This is a genomic window from Pseudomonas sp. GW821-FHT07G06 (genome assembly GCF_058986625.1).
The window spans coordinates 52,984-69,433 of sequence record NZ_JBYSVW010000017.1; the positions used below are offsets into that span (position 1 = coordinate 52,984).

The 16,450-nt window shown below is 61.0% G+C and carries 15 protein-coding genes, 1 tRNA gene and 1 pseudogene; 7 read left to right on the forward strand and 10 right to left on the reverse strand.

The features are described 5' to 3' along the window. Positions 1-25: 25 nt before the first annotated feature. The 5 genes from AC3WJW_RS24170 to AC3WJW_RS24190 form a co-directional block, all read right to left on the reverse strand. Positions 26-1,756 carry a fumarate reductase/succinate dehydrogenase flavoprotein subunit gene (locus tag AC3WJW_RS24170; protein WP_493727681.1) on the reverse strand — a complete coding sequence of 577 codons (1,731 nt, stop codon included), beginning with the start codon at positions 1,754-1,756 and terminating at the stop codon, positions 26-28. Then, the gene (locus tag AC3WJW_RS24175; RefSeq protein WP_116580648.1) at positions 1,753-2,505 is read right to left on the reverse strand and encodes a GntR family transcriptional regulator; all 753 of its coding nucleotides are present in this window, start codon (positions 2,503-2,505) and stop codon (positions 1,753-1,755) included. The genes AC3WJW_RS24170 and AC3WJW_RS24175 overlap by 4 nt, the downstream gene beginning before the upstream one ends. 212 nt (positions 2,506-2,717) lie before the next feature. Continuing rightward, the gene (locus tag AC3WJW_RS24180) at positions 2,718-3,686 is read right to left on the reverse strand and encodes a Gfo/Idh/MocA family protein (RefSeq protein ID WP_493727682.1); all 969 of its coding nucleotides are present in this window, start codon (positions 3,684-3,686) and stop codon (positions 2,718-2,720) included. 16 nt (positions 3,687-3,702) lie between these two features. Then, positions 3,703-4,590: a Dyp-type peroxidase gene (locus tag AC3WJW_RS24185; protein WP_493727683.1), complete on the reverse strand. Its 888-nt coding sequence runs from the start codon at positions 4,588-4,590 to the stop codon at positions 3,703-3,705. Between the two features lie 267 nt (positions 4,591-4,857). Then, complete coding sequence (locus tag AC3WJW_RS24190; protein ID WP_493727684.1) at positions 4,858-5,898, reverse strand: AraC family transcriptional regulator; 1,041 nt, start codon at positions 5,896-5,898, stop codon at positions 4,858-4,860. 238 nt (positions 5,899-6,136) lie between these two features. On the opposite strand from AC3WJW_RS24190, the gene AC3WJW_RS24195 reads away from it, so the two are divergent. After that, complete coding sequence (locus AC3WJW_RS24195) at positions 6,137-7,054, forward strand: SphA family protein (protein ID WP_238540807.1); 918 nt, start codon at positions 6,137-6,139, stop codon at positions 7,052-7,054. A 117-nt stretch (positions 7,055-7,171) separates the two neighbouring features. On the opposite strand, the gene AC3WJW_RS24200 is transcribed toward AC3WJW_RS24195, so the two are convergent. The 3 genes from AC3WJW_RS24200 to AC3WJW_RS24210 all read right to left on the reverse strand — a co-directional run bounded on the left by AC3WJW_RS24200 (position 7,172) and on the right by AC3WJW_RS24210 (position 10,252). Further along, complete coding sequence (locus AC3WJW_RS24200) at positions 7,172-8,380, reverse strand: DSD1 family PLP-dependent enzyme (protein ID WP_493727771.1); 1,209 nt, start codon at positions 8,378-8,380, stop codon at positions 7,172-7,174. Positions 8,381-8,454: 74 nt separating this feature from the next. Beyond that, positions 8,455-9,849: a D-arabinono-1,4-lactone oxidase gene (locus tag AC3WJW_RS24205; RefSeq protein WP_493727685.1), complete on the reverse strand. Its 1,395-nt coding sequence runs from the start codon at positions 9,847-9,849 to the stop codon at positions 8,455-8,457. 22 nt (positions 9,850-9,871) lie between these two features. After that, a complete protein-coding gene (locus tag AC3WJW_RS24210; RefSeq protein ID WP_493727686.1) occupies positions 9,872-10,252 on the reverse strand; it encodes a c-type cytochrome in 381 nt (126 codons plus the stop codon). A gap of 253 nt (positions 10,253-10,505) precedes the next feature. Between AC3WJW_RS24210 and AC3WJW_RS24215 the strand changes: the two genes are divergently transcribed. Then, positions 10,506-12,131 (forward strand): NADP-dependent glyceraldehyde-3-phosphate dehydrogenase, encoded by a 1,626-nt coding sequence (locus AC3WJW_RS24215; RefSeq protein ID WP_218481871.1) that lies wholly within the window; start codon positions 10,506-10,508, stop codon positions 12,129-12,131. Between the two features lie 44 nt (positions 12,132-12,175). After that, complete coding sequence (locus AC3WJW_RS24220; protein WP_493727772.1) at positions 12,176-13,216, forward strand: FUSC family protein; 1,041 nt, start codon at positions 12,176-12,178, stop codon at positions 13,214-13,216. A 15-nt stretch (positions 13,217-13,231) separates the two neighbouring features. Here the strand turns inward: AC3WJW_RS24220 and AC3WJW_RS24225 are convergent, their stop codons facing one another. Further along, the gene (locus AC3WJW_RS24225) at positions 13,232-14,125 is read right to left on the reverse strand and encodes a DMT family transporter (protein ID WP_493727687.1); all 894 of its coding nucleotides are present in this window, start codon (positions 14,123-14,125) and stop codon (positions 13,232-13,234) included. Positions 14,126-14,261: 136 nt separating this feature from the next. Between AC3WJW_RS24225 and AC3WJW_RS24230 the strand changes: the two genes are divergently transcribed. Both AC3WJW_RS24230 and AC3WJW_RS24235 read left to right on the forward strand, forming a co-directional pair. Then, positions 14,262-14,699: an Lrp/AsnC family transcriptional regulator gene (locus AC3WJW_RS24230; protein WP_007973356.1), complete on the forward strand. Its 438-nt coding sequence runs from the start codon at positions 14,262-14,264 to the stop codon at positions 14,697-14,699. A 56-nt stretch (positions 14,700-14,755) separates the two neighbouring features. Next, the gene (locus tag AC3WJW_RS24235; protein ID WP_493727688.1) at positions 14,756-15,085 is read left to right on the forward strand and encodes a YceK/YidQ family lipoprotein; all 330 of its coding nucleotides are present in this window, start codon (positions 14,756-14,758) and stop codon (positions 15,083-15,085) included. A gap of 60 nt (positions 15,086-15,145) precedes the next feature. On the opposite strand, the gene AC3WJW_RS24240 is transcribed toward AC3WJW_RS24235, so the two are convergent. After that, on the reverse strand, positions 15,146-15,817 hold the full coding sequence (locus tag AC3WJW_RS24240) for a Bax inhibitor-1/YccA family protein (RefSeq protein WP_102699713.1): 672 nt from the start codon (positions 15,815-15,817) through the stop codon (positions 15,146-15,148). A 123-nt stretch (positions 15,818-15,940) separates the two neighbouring features. Between AC3WJW_RS24240 and AC3WJW_RS24245 the strand changes: the two genes are divergently transcribed. Further along, positions 15,941-16,028 (forward strand) — tRNA-Ser (locus AC3WJW_RS24245). Between the two features lie 203 nt (positions 16,029-16,231). Beyond that, positions 16,232-16,441 (forward strand): annotated as a pseudogene (locus tag AC3WJW_RS24250) (hypothetical protein). Positions 16,442-16,450: the final 9 nt, after the last annotated feature.

Here is a 16,450-nt window from a genome sequence, read left to right on the forward strand (position 1 = left end):
TTCGGTCTCTCTTTTGTGGTCGGCATCAAGCCGCATCGGCACCGACCCGCAGCCGGTCGTAGGCCTGCATCTCGTCGGCATCCAGCGGGATGATGTAAGGCTCGACGGCTTTCCTGAAACTGCTCATCAAACCGTTTTCGTCCTTCTTCAGGTGGCAATGGCAGAACCAGTCGCGGTCGTTGCGTTGCGGGTGATCGACGCGGTGGTGGTAAAGCCCCCAGCGGCTTTCGGCGCGGAACAATGAAGCGCGGGCGGCCATTTCGGCGCAGTCGCGGATCATGCTGACTTCCATGGCGCGCATCAGTTCGTGGGCGTTGTGGGCCTTGATCTGGTCGAGGTCGCGCTGGATGTCGCTGAAGCGTTGCAGGCCGATCTGCATCTTCTTCGTCACTTTTGGCGGTTGCAGGTAGTCGTTGACGAAGCGCCGCAGCTTGTACTCGACCTGGGCCGGTGGCAGGCCGTGTTCGCGGTCCAGCGGTGCATAGACCCGCTGTTTTTCGCTTTCGATCTGCGCGGCATCCAGCGCGGAAAACTCGCGCCCGGCGACAAAATCCGCCGCGTTGTTGCCGGCAAACCAGCCATAGGTGAACGCACCGAGCATGTAGTTGTGCGGCACCGCTGCCATGTCCCCCGCCGAGTACAAGCCCTTGACCGAGGTCTCGGCCTTCTCGTTGACCCACACTCCCGACGCCGAGTGCCCGCTGCAAAAGCCGATTTCCGAGATGTGCATCTCGACCATCTGCGTGCGGTAGTCGGTACCGCGATTGGCATGGAACTGGCCACGGCTCGGACGCTCGTTGCTGTGCAGGATCTCTTCGATGTTCTGGATGGTTTCCTCGGCCAGGTGATCAAGCTTGAGGAACACCGGGCCGTTGCCGCTCTCCAGCTCCTGATGGAACTCCCACATCATCTGCCCGCTCCAGTAGTCGCACTCGATGAAGCGCTCGCCCTTGTTGTTGGCGGTGTAGCCACCCAGGGGGCCGGTGACGTAGGCGCAGGCCGGGCCGTTGTAATCCTTGATCAGCGGATTGATCTGGAAGCATTCCAGGTTCGCCAACTCGGCCCCGGCGTGGTAGGCCATCGAGTAGCCGTCGCCGGCATTGGTCGGGTTTTCGTAGGTGCCCATCAGGTAGCCCGAGGACGGCAGGCCCAGGCGTCCGGCGGCGCCGCAGGCGAGGATCACCGCCTTGGCCTTGATCACATGGAAGTCCGCCGTGCGGCAATCGAAACCCATCACGCCGTTGACCGTGCCCTCTGCATCCGTCAGCAAGCGCGTGCAAACCAGACGATTGGTGATACTCACCCGCGCGCGCTTCAACTGGCGGTACAGGACTTTCTTGATGTCGTGCCCTTCCGGCATCGGCAACACGTAAGCGCCCATGTGGTGGACCTTTTTCACTGCGTAGTCGCCGGTTTCGTCCTTCTCGAATTTCACGCCCCAGCGGTCCAGCTGCTCGATGGTTTCGAAGCTGTGAGTGGCATAGGCGTACACCGCCGCCTGGTTGACGATGCCGTCGTTGGCGATGGTGATTTCCTTGGTGTACTGCTCAGGCGTCGAGTGGCCGGGAATGATCGCGTTGTTCAAGCCGTCCATGCCCATGCTGATCGCGCCGCTGCGCTTGACGTTGGCTTTGTCGATCAACAACACCCGCAAGTCGCGGTTGCGCTCCTTGGCCTTGATCGCTGCCATCGGCCCGGCGGTACCGCCGCCGATGACAACGATGTCGTATTCCTGCTCCAACGTACTGCGCGTCATGCCTGATCCCCTTTTTGCCGGTCGATCCGCAGGCGGTACTGGAAGGCATCGCCACGGTAGTAAAGGTGTTCGAAGTCCACTGGCCGGCCTTCGGCGTCGTGGGTCAGACGCTCGATGCGCATGATCGGTGAGCCGGGTTCAACGTTCAGCGCCTGGGTCAGGTCGCTGTCGGCCAGTACCGCATCGATGGCCAGGTCGGCGTGACCGAGCGCCAGGCCGCAGTCGTTTTCCAGGATCAGGAAAATGTCGCGGGTGACCAGGTCGGCCTTTTCCAGACGCTCGCCAACGGCCTTTGGCAGGTAGGTGATTTCCAGGGAAATCGGCTCGCGATTGATCAGGCGCACCCGTTTGATCTGCGCCACGACCTCGCCTTCCTCGACCTGCAAACGCTCGGCGACCAGCTTGTCGGCAGCAATGAACTTGAAGCTGCGCAGGCGGTTGATCACCTCGTAACCGCGTCCCGTCATGGACTCGGCCAGGCCTTGCAGGGTGCTGACGTTCTGGAAGGTTTTCGGTTTGGCGACGAAAGTGCCCTTGCCATGGATCTTGAAGATCAGCCCTTCCTTTTGCAGGTCACCCAAAGCCTGGCGCACGGTGATGCGGCTGACCTTGAACAAAGCGCCAAGCTCGCTTTCGGAAGGCATCTGGCTGTCTTGCGGGTATTCGCCGTCGAGAATGCGGGCGCGCAGCACGTCTCGCAGCTGGGTGTGCAGCGGGACGCTGCTCAGGGATAGAACATTATCGGTCATGGCAGATCACTTGTTATAACGAGTTATGACGTGATCTTAGAGAAGTTATTACACGCTTGAGAAATACCGAATGCGCATAAGGTTAGATTCACCACCGTCCCTGTGGGAGCGAGCCTGCTCGCGAAAGCGGAGTGTCAACCAACAAAATATTGCCTGACACAATGTCTTCGCGAGCAGGCTCGCTCCCACAGGGGATAGTGTTTGGTCTGAGATCAGTGCCGCTTGAGGATCCGGTCCATCACCCAATCGGTCTTCCGCGCCTCTGCGGCCACCGCCGGATGCTGCGCCTCACCACGAATATGCGCATTCATGCCCAACACGTGGTGCCACTGAATGTGTGCGTGATGCTCGATGGTCAGGCTGAGATGTTCGTCGGCATGCAGTTCGACCGGGTGCTCATCGAACACTGAAAAGCTGATCCGGCCTTGACTGCCAATCACTTCGACCCGGTCTTCTCGGCGATCGGCGGCGAAGTTCCAGCAACCCATCCCCAGTGCCCCGCCGGCAAACCGCCAGGTGGCGCTGACGGCATCTTCGGCCGCGTACAAACCGGCCTGCCGTGCGGTGAACCCGGCGACTTCGACGATATCACCGAACAGGTACTGAAACAGGTCCAGGCCATGGCTGGCCAGATCGGCGAAATAGCCGCCACCGGCAATCGCCGGATCGGTACGCCAGTTGTTCGCGCCCGCAAGATCCGCTGCCGACGGGGCTTTGGTGAGGGTCCAGCTCAAGTGCCGGACCTCGCCGATCCGCCCCTCCTCCAGCCATTGCCGCACTTGCCGGAAGCGTGGCAGCGAACGCCGGTAATAGGACACGAACAGATGCAACCCGGCATCGGCAAACACCTGCTGCATCTCGCGGCTTTGCCCGGCGTTCAGCGCCATCGGCTTCTCGACGCAGCAATGCTTGCCGGCGGCGGCCACCTGCAAGGCATAGGCGTGATGGCTGTCGGGCGGTGTGGCGATGTATACGGCGTCGACCTCGGGATCGTTGATCAGCGCTTGCGCATCGGTATAAACCCTCGCGATGCCGTGGCGCGCGGCGTAGTCGGTGACGGCTTCCAGGCGCCGCCCCATCACCGCCACCAACGCCGATCCGGGCGCCTTGTAGAAGGCCGGCGCGCTTTTGCGTTCAGCGACACTGCCACAACCGATCATGCCCCAGCGCACCAGGTTCATAGGCTCTCCTTGCCGTTCAGCCGATACGCAATGCGCGCAGGTCCAGTCGACCGTCCTTGAGCGGCGGGCACCAGTAGTAGCCACCGGTGACCGGACGGCTGATGCGGTACAGGCCGTCGGTGATGCCGTCTTCCAGGCCACTCATGCGGCGCAGTTGGGCTTCGAAGGCATCGAGGGAGAAACCGAAGGCCAGGAACATCAGGCCGGCGCGGTCACCTTCGATCCACGGCATCGAGCGGCGCACCACGAAGGCCTCAGGCGCAAAACTTTCCTGGGCGGTACGTTTGACGTGGGCGGAAACCGGCGCATCGTCGATCTCTTCGTTATCGCTCAGGCGGCGGCCCATGATGTTGTCTTTCTCATCCGCTGACAGCCCATGGAAACCTTTCAAGTCATGCTGCCACTGCTGGATTGCGGCGAAGCTGCCACCCACCAGGCCGTCCGCGCCTTCAGCCACCAGTGCAGCGGCTACTGCGGCTTCGTCGTGGGGGTTCTCGGTGCCATCTTCGTAGCCGGTCAGGTCATGGCCGGTCATGTGGCGGAAGGTTTCGTTCACCTGCACCAGGCGCAATGCCGGGGCCAGTGCCGCTGCGATGGCGTTGCTGCGGTTGAGCAACTCGCCGCGGTCCTCACCGTGCAGCCAGCACCAGAGCGCGTGTTGGGTCGACGGATTGTCGACACCGACGCCCGTCAGCGCCGGGAACGGCCGCAGACCTTCGATCTGCCCGTCCAGCGCCTTGACCAGGGACTCGCCGAAGCCGGCCACCACCGACTTGCCGTCCACCAGCCCTTGCAGGTTATCGAGCGCGGCCGGCAGTGCAGCGGCGGATTCGAGCGCGAAGAACATATGGCGGGCTTGAGGAGGAACGGGGGTGGCGAGAATGCCCGGCTGGTAATGACTCATATGAACTCCTTGAAAAAGAGCATGGAGTTTAACCGGTGTGTGAGGTTTTGTGTGCCGTCGGAGCTCAGGAACCTGTGGCAAAGGGGGGCTTCTGTGGCGAGGGGGCTTGCCCCCGTTGGAGCGCGAAGCGGTCCCCTACATTTCCAGTCATACCGAGGCGGCAGGTTTTGGGGCTGCTTCGCAACCCGACGGGGCGATGCGGCGTTCCGACAAGCCCCCTCGCCACAGAAGCCCACTCACCACAGATTCCTACTCACCACAAAAGGATCAGACCACGCTGGAGCTTTCGCTGCGGAACGCACTCGGGCTCATGCCGGTCCAGCGCTTGAACGCCCGGCGAAAGCTGCGTACGTCGCTGTAGCCGACTTCCTCGGTGATGCGTTCGATGGACATGTCCGGGTTGGCCAGCAGGCTCATGGTGCGGGCCTGGCGCACTTGTTCCAGCAGCGCTTCGAACGTCAGCGCGTGTTCGGTGAGGCGGCGACGCAAGGTGCGGCTGCTCATGTTCAGGTCGCTGGCGATTTTCTCGATGTGGCTGCCCTCGGTCAGGTCCCGGGCAATCGCCCGTTCCACCGCCTGGATCAGGTCCATTTTCTGGTGCACCTGCGCGGCTTCCAGTTCGAGCAGTTTCACGGCCTGACGCAGGGCCAGGGAATGGTGATTGGGCAATTGGACGTCCAACCAATGCCCATCGATCACCATGCGGTTTTGCAGGCAACCGAAACGCACATCCGGCCCCAACAGGCGCGAATATTCGCCGAGATAGTCCGGCGCCGCATGGATGAATTCCACGGCCATCGGCTTGAAATCCGCGCCGACCAGGGCCCGGCCGTACACCAGCAGGCTGGCGAAAAACTCCTCGACCGCGAACAACTGCACATCGGCGAACGGCAAGCGGCATTCGACGTCGACAAACACCCGGTCACCCGCCTCCTCCACACTGGACACGACAATGCCGCCCGAGGTGTGTTGATGGCGGATGCCCAGTTCAAAGGCATCGCGCAGGGTCTTGCACAGCGACAATACATGCCCCAACAGCCCCAGCGTGCCGAGCACGTTCTGCGCGCCGACCCACAGGCCCAGCCCCTGATTGGGCAAGGCCTTGAGCGCACGCTGAATCATGGCCACGGCCTGGCGATAGGAAATGCGCTGCGCCGGATCCTGAAGGTCTTCAAAGTCAAACCCCAACCCCCGGCACAGGCTCTGGGGGTTGATGCCTTTCTGCTCGGCGACTTCGGCCAGGGTTTGCAGGAGAAACGGCGACACCAGCGCCAGTTCAAAGGTGGGATCGATCACTATCATTTGCATGGGGCCATACATTCCGGGACGAGCATCATTCTTATTTTTGTAACCGGTTATGTCGAAGGAAGTTAGCACAGCGTTTAAAGGCTGTCCGCAGAAGTCCCCCTAAATGGCCGCCAATACCCTGCCTTGCAGGGCGCGGACAGCTTATTTCTATGGGGCGGCCCTCGTAGGGATGCCGGACAGCCCGCTAACAATAATAATGAGTACACCCATGATCGCGACTCGCACGACACTTCCCCTGATGGTCATCAGCCTGGCCGGCGTCTGCGCCCTGCAACCGGCCCTGGCCACCGAGGCTGGCGTGGACAACATCGGCCCCGGCACCGACGGCTTTTTCATGTTGCCGCTGTCGCCCGACAGCCTTCCGGACAACATGGTTGCGTTCAACCTCTACTACAACCACTACAAGGCCACGAAACTGAACATCAGCTCCCTCGGCGGCAAGGTGCCGAACGTCGAGATCGAATCCACGGCCGTCATCCCGCGCCTGGATTACCTCAGCCCGGTGCGGGTGTTTGGCGGCCGGCTGGCCGGCTACATCGCGCAGCCTTGGCTCAAGCAGGAAGTCTCGGTGTTCGGCCTGCCGCAGGACACCCGCGAAGGCATGGGCGACACCACCATCGCGCCGATCATTCTCTGGGACATGGGCCCGAACCTGACCCTCGGCGCCGCCATTGAAGTCACGGTGCCGACCGGCGAATACAGCGTCGATCGCCTGGCCAACACCAGCAACAACTTCTACACCTACAAACCGCTGTTCTCCTTCACCTGGCTGCCGACGGACAGAACCGAGGTGTCGATGAAGACCACCTACAGTTTCAACGAGAAAAACAAAGACACCGATTACAAGTCGGGGCAGATTTTCCACATCGACTATTCCGCCAGTTTCAAGATCACCGACGACCTGATGTTCGGGCTGAACGGCTACTACCTCAAGCAAACCACCGATGACAAACAGTTCGGCCACACCGTGCAGTTCAACGGCCAGGACGTGAACGACGGGGTGCGCGGCCAGGTGTTTGCGATTGGCCCGGCGCTGCACTGGACCTTTCTCAAGTACGCCAGCGCGGAGATTCGCTGGGCCAAGGAATTCGACGTGGAAAACCGGCCTGAAGGGGAAATGCTTTGGGCCAAGGTCAGTATTCCTTATGCGTTCTGACTGACCCCTTCGCGAGCAGGCTCGCTCCCACAGGGGAATGCATTTCCCTGTTGAAATGCATTCCCCTGTGGGAGCGAGCCTGCTCGCGAAGGCGCCGGAACAGTCACCCAACAAACATCAGGAATACACCGGCCAGCTATCCACAATCTTCCCACCCCGAACCGCCAGCAAATCCCCAAACTGCAACAACACCGCCTCCGTCTGGGCAGGCCGCAAGAACACCTGGTCCTCAACCCCAAGCCCCACCGCCGCCGAACCATTGACCATCTCCTGGTTCGAACTGCGGCCATACACACCATTGCTCTGCAACCCCGCTGGCGATTCGAGCTCCGCCATCCAGTTGCCGCCGTAGATAAAAAACGTCTCGCGCTGATTGGTGTCCCACCAGGAAAACAGCCTGGACTGGTCATCCAGCGCCGGAATGTTCACCGCCCCGGTGCTTTTCAGCACCGGCGTGGCGATGTAAGCGGCCGGCACATGCTCCACCAGTGACGGCAAGTCATAGTGAGTGGGCTTGAGCATCGCCGTCCCCACCGACACTTCGCTGCTGAGTTGCTCTTGCTCATGCAGGCGATAGCTCGGGCTGCCGGCCGTATTGAGGGTCAATCCTTCTCGCCATAAACCGGGATATTGCTCACGGGTGAAATCGACGCAGCGCTGGTAGATCACCATCACCTTGGCGAACAGCTCCTCGGGCGAGCCCAGAATCCCCGGCACGCCCATGCCCACGAACGGGTCGTAGCCCATGAACCCGGCGAACTCCAGATGCTGCGGGTGCTGGCTGATCAGCGTCAGCATCTGCCCAAGCACGCCAAGGTCGCTGATACCGCCGCGATGCAGCCCGACATCCAGTTCGATGTTCACCCGCACTCGCGTGCCCAGCCCCTGAGCCAGGGCGAGGTATTGCTGCAAACGCTCTGGCGTATCGAGCAGCCATTGAAGTTGCTTCGAAGGGTCGAAAGGCCCCTTGTGCGACTGATAGAACAACTGCGCCGAACGCACCGGCAGCGGCTTGCCCAACAGAATATCGGCCTCGGGAAACTGCATGGCGTCATGATTGAGAAAGGGTTGGTGAAACGACATCAGGCGTTGCGTGCCGGCGCGCTGGGCGATGTAGGCCAGGAGCCCCGGCGCCGACAGCGACTTTTCCACCAGCCGCAGGTGTTTGCCGCCACGCCTGACCGATTGCATCACCACGTCGATGTTGTGATCCAGCCGATCAAGGTCGATCAGCATCACCGGACGCATCGGCCCGTGGTCCTTGAGCTCGCGGTTGAGCAGGCGGAAATAGTCGCTGTAGGGCGCACCTCGGTCACCCGGCCGCAGCCACGCCCCGACACCCGCCAACAAGGCGCCGACGCCTGCGATGCCCAGTAGAAAACCACGTCGATTGACGGCCATCAGCTCACCCCCAGGATCGATGACAAATGCGCATTGAGGAATTTGCCGCTGGGGTCGAGTGCTTGCCGCACCTGGATGAACTCCTGCCAACGCGGGTACAGCGGCTGCAGGTTTTTCGCGTTCAGCGTGTGCAACTTGCCCCAATGCGGCCGGCCGTTGTACTTCCAGAAAATCGGCTCGATGGCGGCGAAGAAGTTGTGATGATCCATCTGGTAATGCTGGTGGACCGAAATCGAACAGCTGTCGCGGCCTTCGAACATGCTCAGGGGAATGTCATCGGCCTTGACGTAACGGTATTCGATCGGAAACCAGGTGCGCAGGTCTTTGTCCTGGATCAGCTTGAGGATCTCGCGCAAACAGGCCGGGCCGTATTCGGCCGGCACGGAGTATTCCATCTCGTTGAAGCGCACCGTGCGCACGTTGGCGTAGATGTCGAACGAGTCGCCCACCCGGTCATCGAAGCTGGCCAGGTGGCGCAGGTTATTGAGCATCGTGCGGCGCAGGTCCGGGAAGTCGCTGGCGTACTTGTCGATCTTCTCGATCAAGGTGACAAACTCGTTGCCGCCCTCCTCATCCGCCGGGACCGGCGGTGTGGCCGGGTCGGTGGTTTCGTTCAGGGCGATCGACAAGGCGTAGTCGGAATGGGTCACCACGAGCATTTCCCAGTGCTGGTTTTCCCGGGTGTTCTTGTCCAGGTCTTCGAGCAACTCTTCGGTTTTGGCGATCCACTGCCGCTCCCGTAAGCGATACGCCGGGCGGTTTTGCAGGCGCACCCGGGTCGCCACGCCCAACGCCCCCAGGGACACCCTGGCGGTGCTGAACACCTCGGGATGACGATTGGCATCGCAATCCAGCACCTCGCCGCCGGCGGTCACCAACTGCAAGCCGCAGACATGCGCCGAATAGGATTGAAAGTGCTTGCCGGTACCGTGGGTCGAGGTCGAGATCGCGCCGGCGAGGGTCTGGTAATCGATATCGGCCATGTTTTGCAGGGCCTGGCCGATATCCTTGAGCGGCGTGCCCATGCGCGACATCGGCGTGCCGGCGGCGAACTCGGCTTGCAGGGTTTTCGGATCGTGATCGAGCAACCCCGAGAAATAGCTCAGCGACAGCAAGGTGCCGTCGGTGGGCACCAGTGCGCTGAAGGAATGCGCCGACCCCACCGGACGGATCTTTCCGGGGGCCTGACGCACCACTTGGGTCAACTCATCCAGGTTCTTCGGCGCCAGCCGCGCCGCCGGCAGGCAGCTCTGGCCGCCCGACCAGTTGCGCCAGGGAATCAACCGTGGCGCGCGCAGCAACTCGGCCAGCGCCGGGGCTGAGCCGAGCGCGGTAAAGGCGCCGATGACGCTCGCCCGTTGCAACAACTGACGCCGTGTCAGGTCCATCGTCATGAATCGCACCCTGCCGTTCTTGTTATTGGATTTGCTGGCCGGACATAAAGGCAATCAGCGCCAGGAACTGTTCCTGCGAACACTGCATGCACATGCCCATTGGCGGCATGCCGTTGTAGCCGTTGATCGCGTGATCGAGCAGCGTGTCGGCGCCCTGCAGCACCCGTGGCGCCCAGGCCTTGATGTCGCCGGTCAGCGGCGCCCCGGCCGCCGGGTTGGCGTGGCAAAGCTTGCAGCTGTTGTCGTAGACCTGCGCCAGCTCGGCGTCGGCGGGCCTCGCGGCGCCTGCTTCGCTGCGGGTCGGCGGGTTGTTCGGCTCTTCGCACCCTGCAAGCAACGCAAAGGCACACCCCGCCAAGGCCAAACAAAGGCTAGGCTTTTCAGTTAATCGGCTTGCCCGCATGGCTGTCCTCTCATTGGCTGCCCGGTCGGCCGGGTGCAGCTTTTTTGTTGTGCTCAAGGAGAGCTCAACACTAAGGCACTCCACGCGGGCGGGTTGAGGGCATTGGGGGCCAACAAGGGGCGCTTCTGAGGCCATGACGGAGGGCGTCGATAAACCCGCGAACGGCAAAACGCTGAGATGAGTCATGACAAGGGTTGCTGAGGTCTGCTAAAACGATTCATCAGTGCATCACCCAATCCAGAGGGGTAGCGACATGACCACAGCCAATATTCTCCAGAACCTGTTCCCGAGCCCCGCCGACATCCCGGAAAAGTACCGCCTCGACGGCCAGACCGAACAGCGTGAGTACCTGGTCGATGGCGTACTGAGAACCTGGAACGGACCACTGGCCCAGGTCCGCAGCCCGGTGTACCTGACCGGTGCCGATGGCGACGAGCAAGTGATCCTCGGCAGCACGCCGCTGCTTGATGCCGATACCGCATTGACCGCCCTCGACGCTGCCGTGCGCGCCTACGACCGCGGCCAGGGTTTGTGGCCGACCATGCGCGTGGCCGAGCGCATCCAGCACGTCGAAACCTTCCTCGGGCGCATGCGCGAGCAGCGCGACGCCGTGGTCAAGCTACTGATGTGGGAAATCGGCAAGAACCTCAAGGACTCGGAAAAGGAATTCGACCGCACCTGCGACTACATCGTCGACACCATCAACGCGCTGAAAGAGCTCGATCGTCGCTCCAGCCGTTTCGAACTGGAACAGGACACCCTCGGCCAGATCCGCCGCGTGCCGCTGGGCGTCGCCCTGTGCATGGGGCCTTACAACTATCCGTTGAACGAAACCTTCACCACGCTGATCCCGGCGCTGATCATGGGCAACACCGTGGTGTTCAAACCGGCGAAACTCGGCGTGCTGCTGATTCGCCCGTTGCTGGAAGCCTTCCGCGACAGCTTCCCGGCCGGGGTGATCAACGTCATCTATGGCAGCGGCCGCGAGACGGTCAGTGCGCTGATGGCCAGCGGCAAGATCGACATCTTCGCCTTCATCGGCACCAACAAGGCCGCCAGCGACCTGAAAAAACTCCATCCCAAACCCCACCGCTTGCGCGCGGCGCTGGGCCTGGACGCGAAAAACCCGGGCATCGTCCTGCCGGAAGTGGACCTGGACAATGCGGTCAGTGAAGCGGTGACCGGGTCGCTGTCCTTCAATGGCCAGCGCTGTACGGCCCTGAAGATCCTGTTTGTCCACGAGGACGTGGTCGAGTCCTTCATCGACAAATTCAATGCCAGGCTCGCCAACCTCAAGCCCGGCATGCCCTGGGAAAGTGGCGTCGCCCTGACGCCCCTGCCGGAATCGGGCAAGGTCGACTACCTGCATGCACTGGTGGCGGATGCCGAGAGCAAAGGCGCCAGGGTGGTCAACCCCAACGGTGGCGAGGCCCGGGCGTCGTTCTTCTACCCGGCAGTGCTGTACCCGGTCACACCGCAGATGCGGGTTTATCAGGAAGAGCAGTTCGGCCCGGTCATCCCGATCGTGCCGTACCGTCATCTGGATACCGTGATCGACTACGTGCTGGAGTCGGATTTCGGCCAGCAGTTGAGCATCTTCGGCACCAATCCGGTGGCGGTCGGCCGGCTGGTGGACACCTTTGCCAACCAGGTCGGACGCATCAATCTCAATGCCCAATGCCAGCGTGGCCCCGACACCTACCCCTTCAATGGTCGCAAGAACTCGGCCGAAGGCACCCTGTCGGTGCATGACGCACTGCGGGTGTTTTCGATCCGCACGCTGGTGGCCACCAAGTTCCAGGAGACCAACAAGGACCTGATCAGCGAGATCATCAGTGGCCGCAGTTCGAGCTTCCTGACCACCGACTACATTTTCTGAGGAGAGCCAGCCTGAGTACATCCAGAGCCGATCGACTGCCACCGCTGCTGCGCCGATTGCTGCGTCCGTTGCTGGACCCGTACCGGCGCTACCGCCATGCGCGGGTGATCCATGCGGTGCGGGTGTCGCTCGGCTTGCTGGCGACGATCCTGCTGACCACCGGGATCAAACTGCCCCACGGTGAATGGGCGTCGGTGACCATGCTGGTGGTGATCGGCGGCTTGCAGCACCACGGCAACATCGGCAAGAAAGCCGCCGAACGTGCCATCGGCACCTTGATCGGCGCCGGTGTCGGCCTGGCGCTGGTGGCACAACAGGCCTGGCTCGGAATGCCCTGGCTGACCTATTTCGCAATGTCGGTGGTCTGCGGGTTCTTCTCGTATCACGCCATCGGCAAGGGCGGCTACACCGCGCTGCTGTCGGCGATTACCGTGTTCATCGTCGCGGGGCATGGCGACAACCCGGTCACCGATGGCTTGTGGCGCGGGGTGGATATCCTGATCGGTATTGCCCTGGCCCTGGCGTTTTCCTTCGCCCTGCCGCTGTACGCGGTGTATTCCTGGCGCTACAACCTGGCCGATGCCCTGCGTGATTGCGCAAAAATCTACGGGCGCATCATTGACGGCCAGGCCATCACCGCCGACGAACACCTCAAGCTCATGACGCGCCTGAATTCGGCGATGGTGCAACTGCGCTCACTGATGCCGTCGGTGTCCAAGGAAGTGAAGATTTCCATGACCGAGCTCGATGCCATCCAGCGCAACCTGCGCATGTGCGTCAGCACCCTGGAAATCCTTGGCAATACCCGACCGGACGCCAATGACCCCGATGCCATGACGCTCCTGCAAACGGCATTGAAAGCCGAACATCGACAGATCCGCGTGCAATTGATCGGCATGGCCCGGGCGTTGAAATCAGGCGCCGCCCAGCGCCTCGATCGGCCCATGGAGGTGCCGCTGGTCAGCCTCGATGCACCGGTCTACAACACACTGGACGGCTATCACTTGCTGACTCAACAACTGGCCGCCAACATCGGCGAGATGCGCCAGCGCCTGGCCAGGAACGCGCCGCGCTGGAACATCTGACGCCGGCGACGCGGGTTACGGCGTCACCGTGCGCCGAAACTTGAGTGACCAGCCTTGCTGCATACCGGCGGCGGCCAGCAGGATTGCCGCGACGCCGATCCATTGCAGCGGCTCCAGACGATGGCCGAAGGCAAACCAGTCGACGAAAATCGCCGCAATCGGATAGATGAAGGACAGCGCCCCCGTCAGCGCAGTCGGCAGTTTTTGAATGGCGCCGTACAGCAACACATACATTACACCGGTGTGCACCATGCCCAGTGTCACCAGGCTGGCCCACGCGCTCGGCGCCTGCGGCAGTACCGAAAGATTCGCGAATGGCGCGAGCAACAACACGCCGGTGCTGACCTGGATCAGCGCAATCAGGTGCGGTGGCGTACCCGTCAAACGCTTGATGATCAGCGCGGCAATCGCATAGAGAAACGCCGCGCCCAATGCCAGGGCAATGCCCGTCAGGTAATCGCTGCCGCTCTCGCCCTGGCTGCCATGGGCACTGACGATGGCCAGCATCCCGAGAAACGACACGCCCAGCCAGAGCATTTTCTGCGTGGTGATCTTTTCGTTGAGAAACAGCGCCGCCAGCCCGACCAGCATGAACGGCTGAACGTTATAGACGGCGGTGCCGATGGCAATCGACGCCCGGGAATAGGACGCGAACAACAACACCCAGTTGCCGACGATCGCCACCCCGCTGAGCACGGCGAGCAAAAACGTGGTGCGGGTCAGAATACCGGGGCGCAGAAAGCCGAAGGCGGCGCAAATCAGCAGCAAGGTGCCGGCACCGAACAGGCAGCGCCAGAACACCACATCCAGCACCGGTTGCCCGGACACCAGCACGAACCAACCGATGGTGCCGGAGATCAGCATGGCGGCCGTCATTTCAAACGAACCGCGGCGTAGGGATTTGTCCATCATCAGACTCCTGTGTTTGTGGCCAAAGTATGCCAATGCACCACAGCGCCACTCCATAGCAAAAAGCAGGCTAAACTCTGAATCAGCCTTTTTTATGAAGGCAGTTTTGAAAAAATGCCTAACAGAGGGTTTCGCCATGACCGATGACATCGACCAGGTACTGATCACGGCCCTGATGGAAGACTCGCGACGCTCGCTCAAGGCCCTGGCGCAAATCAGCGGCCTGTCCTCCCCCAGTGTTGCCGAGCGCCTGCGCCGCCTGGAAGAGCGTGGCGTGCTCAAGGGCTACACCGTTGAAATCGACCCAAAAAGCTTCGGTTATCAACTCCAGGCCATCGTGCGTATTCGCCCGTTGCCGGGCCAGTTGCAAGAGGTGGAACGGCAAATCATGGCCATTCCCGAATTCACCGAGTGCGACAAGGTGACCGGCGACGACTGTTTCATCGCACGCCTGCACGTGCGCTCGATGGAACAACTGGACACCCTGCTCGACCGCCTCAACACCCACGCTGAAACCAACACGGCCATCGTCAAGAAAACCCCGGTCAAGCGCCGATTGCCGCCCATGGCGTGAGTGATATTTGCTTCAGACTGAAGTAGATTGATGGTTTCCGGCGAAGGATTGACGGTATGAAAACTCAGGCAATGCTACTGGTGGCAATGATGCTTGCGGGTTGCGGCACGATTCAGACGGTTGTGCGCAGTGACGAAGTGGCCTCGAAAAGTCTCAAGGAACAAAAGAGTTACTGCGGTGCGGTACCGCGAATCTACAGCGGTGTGACCTACGACTTTTGCATGCTGAATGCCCCCCTCGAAGAGGGTCGGGATGCGCAGGTACATGGCCCCGCCCCCGCCGTCGTGCTGCTCGATGTGGTCGTCTCCGGCGCGATGGACACCTTACTGCTGCCCTACACCGTCTACCGCCAGCAAGCTGACGGCAGCATTGTCATTACCGAGTAGCCCTGGATTCCAGGCAATAAAAAACCCGCCTGAGCGGGTTTTTTACTTCAAGGCCGACGATCAGTCATCACGGCTCATGATGCCGAACAGCTGCAACAGGCTGACGAACAGGTTGTAGATCGATACATACAGGCTGATGGTGGCCATGATGTAGTTGCGCTCACCGCCATGAATGATGGCGCTGGTCTGGAACAGAATGCAGACCGAGGAGAACAGCACGAAACCTGCGCTGATCGCCAGTTGCAGACCGCTGATCTGGAAGAAGAAGCTCGCCAGCGTCGCACCCAGCAGCACAAAGAAGCCTGCCGTGATGAAACCGCCGAGGAAGCTCATGTCCTTGCGGGTGATCAGCACATAGGCCGACAGGCCGCCGAACACCAGCGCAGTCATCGCGAAGGCCGAGCTGACCACTTCAGCGCCGCCCTGCATACCCAGGTAACGGTTGAGGATCGGACCGAGCAGGAACCCCATGAAACCGGTCAGGGCAAATGCCGACACCAGGCCCCAGGCGGAATCACGGAGTTTGTTGGTGAGGAAGAAAAGACCGTAGAAGCCGATCAGCACCACGAAGATATTCGGGTAGCCAACACGCATCTGCTGGGCAACGTAGGCCGTCACACCGCTGAATGCGAGGGTCAGGGCGAGCAAGCCGTATGTGTTGCGCAGGACGCGGCTAACCTCTAGCTGCTCAGCCTGCACGCTGTTATTAACTGCGTAATCCTGTTCGCGCATGGCGACACTCCTGTTGGTTTGAAACGTTCAGTCGCAAAGATCATAACAGACGCTCTGTAACTAGCTATGCAGAGAGTTTGACAGTGTGTTTCATTCAGGTATTATGGCGCCCGCAACGCAAACGGAGGTGTGGCCGAGTGGTTTAAGGCAACGGTCTTGAAAACCGTCGACTGTAACAGGTCCATGAGTTCGAATCCCATCGCCTCCGCCATCTTTATACGACAAAGCCCTGATTATTCAGGGCTTTGTCGTTTCTGGAGCCTGTGAATCGGTGCAGCCTCTGGAGGTCGTTACAAAACTATTTGATAACCGTTACAAAACTTTCCTGATTTTCCCTCTCCCGGCGTCCTGCCAACGGTTAAAAATCCTTCATGAAACGCAGTGCTACGCTGACCTCATAACCGAGGATTCTCGATGCCAAACTCAGGCCTGCTCCCTTCCCTGCTCTTCAAAATCAACGAAAACCAGCTCGCCCTGTAAGCCGCCATCATGGAGCTTTCGAATTGGATCGAGCAGCGCGGATCGGCTGACGTCTCCGACAGCGTGCGCGGTGCCCTAGAAGCAATCGATAAGAATGAAGAGCTCATCAAAATGACGCTCGCGGTGATGATGGCACCGGAATGACTGCAATCG

Excerpts from the sequence above, each read along its gene's own strand:
- AC3WJW_RS24225 (WP_493727687.1), bottom strand. The coding sequence starts at position 14,125 with ATGGACAAATCCCTACGCCGCGGTTCGTTTGAAATGACGGCCGCCATG.
- AC3WJW_RS24180 (WP_493727682.1), bottom strand. The coding sequence starts at position 3,686 with ATGAACCTGGTGCGCTGGGGCATGATCGGTTGTGGCAGTGTCGCTGAA.
- AC3WJW_RS24170 (WP_493727681.1), bottom strand. The coding sequence starts at position 1,756 with ATGACGCGCAGTACGTTGGAGCAGGAATACGACATCGTTGTCATCGGC.
- AC3WJW_RS24240 (WP_102699713.1), bottom strand. The coding sequence starts at position 15,817 with ATGCGCGAACAGGATTACGCAGTTAATAACAGCGTGCAGGCTGAGCAG.
- AC3WJW_RS24210 (WP_493727686.1), bottom strand. The coding sequence starts at position 10,252 with ATGCGGGCAAGCCGATTAACTGAAAAGCCTAGCCTTTGTTTGGCCTTG.
- AC3WJW_RS24215 (WP_218481871.1), top strand. The coding sequence starts at position 10,506 with ATGACCACAGCCAATATTCTCCAGAACCTGTTCCCGAGCCCCGCCGAC.
- AC3WJW_RS24230 (WP_007973356.1), top strand. The coding sequence starts at position 14,262 with ATGACCGATGACATCGACCAGGTACTGATCACGGCCCTGATGGAAGAC.
- AC3WJW_RS24185 (WP_493727683.1), bottom strand. The coding sequence starts at position 4,590 with ATGAGTCATTACCAGCCGGGCATTCTCGCCACCCCCGTTCCTCCTCAA.
- AC3WJW_RS24195 (WP_238540807.1), top strand. The coding sequence starts at position 6,137 with ATGGTCATCAGCCTGGCCGGCGTCTGCGCCCTGCAACCGGCCCTGGCC.
- AC3WJW_RS24190 (WP_493727684.1), bottom strand. The coding sequence starts at position 5,898 with ATGCAAATGATAGTGATCGATCCCACCTTTGAACTGGCGCTGGTGTCG.
- AC3WJW_RS24175 (WP_116580648.1), bottom strand. The coding sequence starts at position 2,505 with ATGACCGATAATGTTCTATCCCTGAGCAGCGTCCCGCTGCACACCCAG.
- AC3WJW_RS24235 (WP_493727688.1), top strand. The coding sequence starts at position 14,756 with ATGAAAACTCAGGCAATGCTACTGGTGGCAATGATGCTTGCGGGTTGC.
- AC3WJW_RS24205 (WP_493727685.1), bottom strand. The coding sequence starts at position 9,849 with ATGACGATGGACCTGACACGGCGTCAGTTGTTGCAACGGGCGAGCGTC.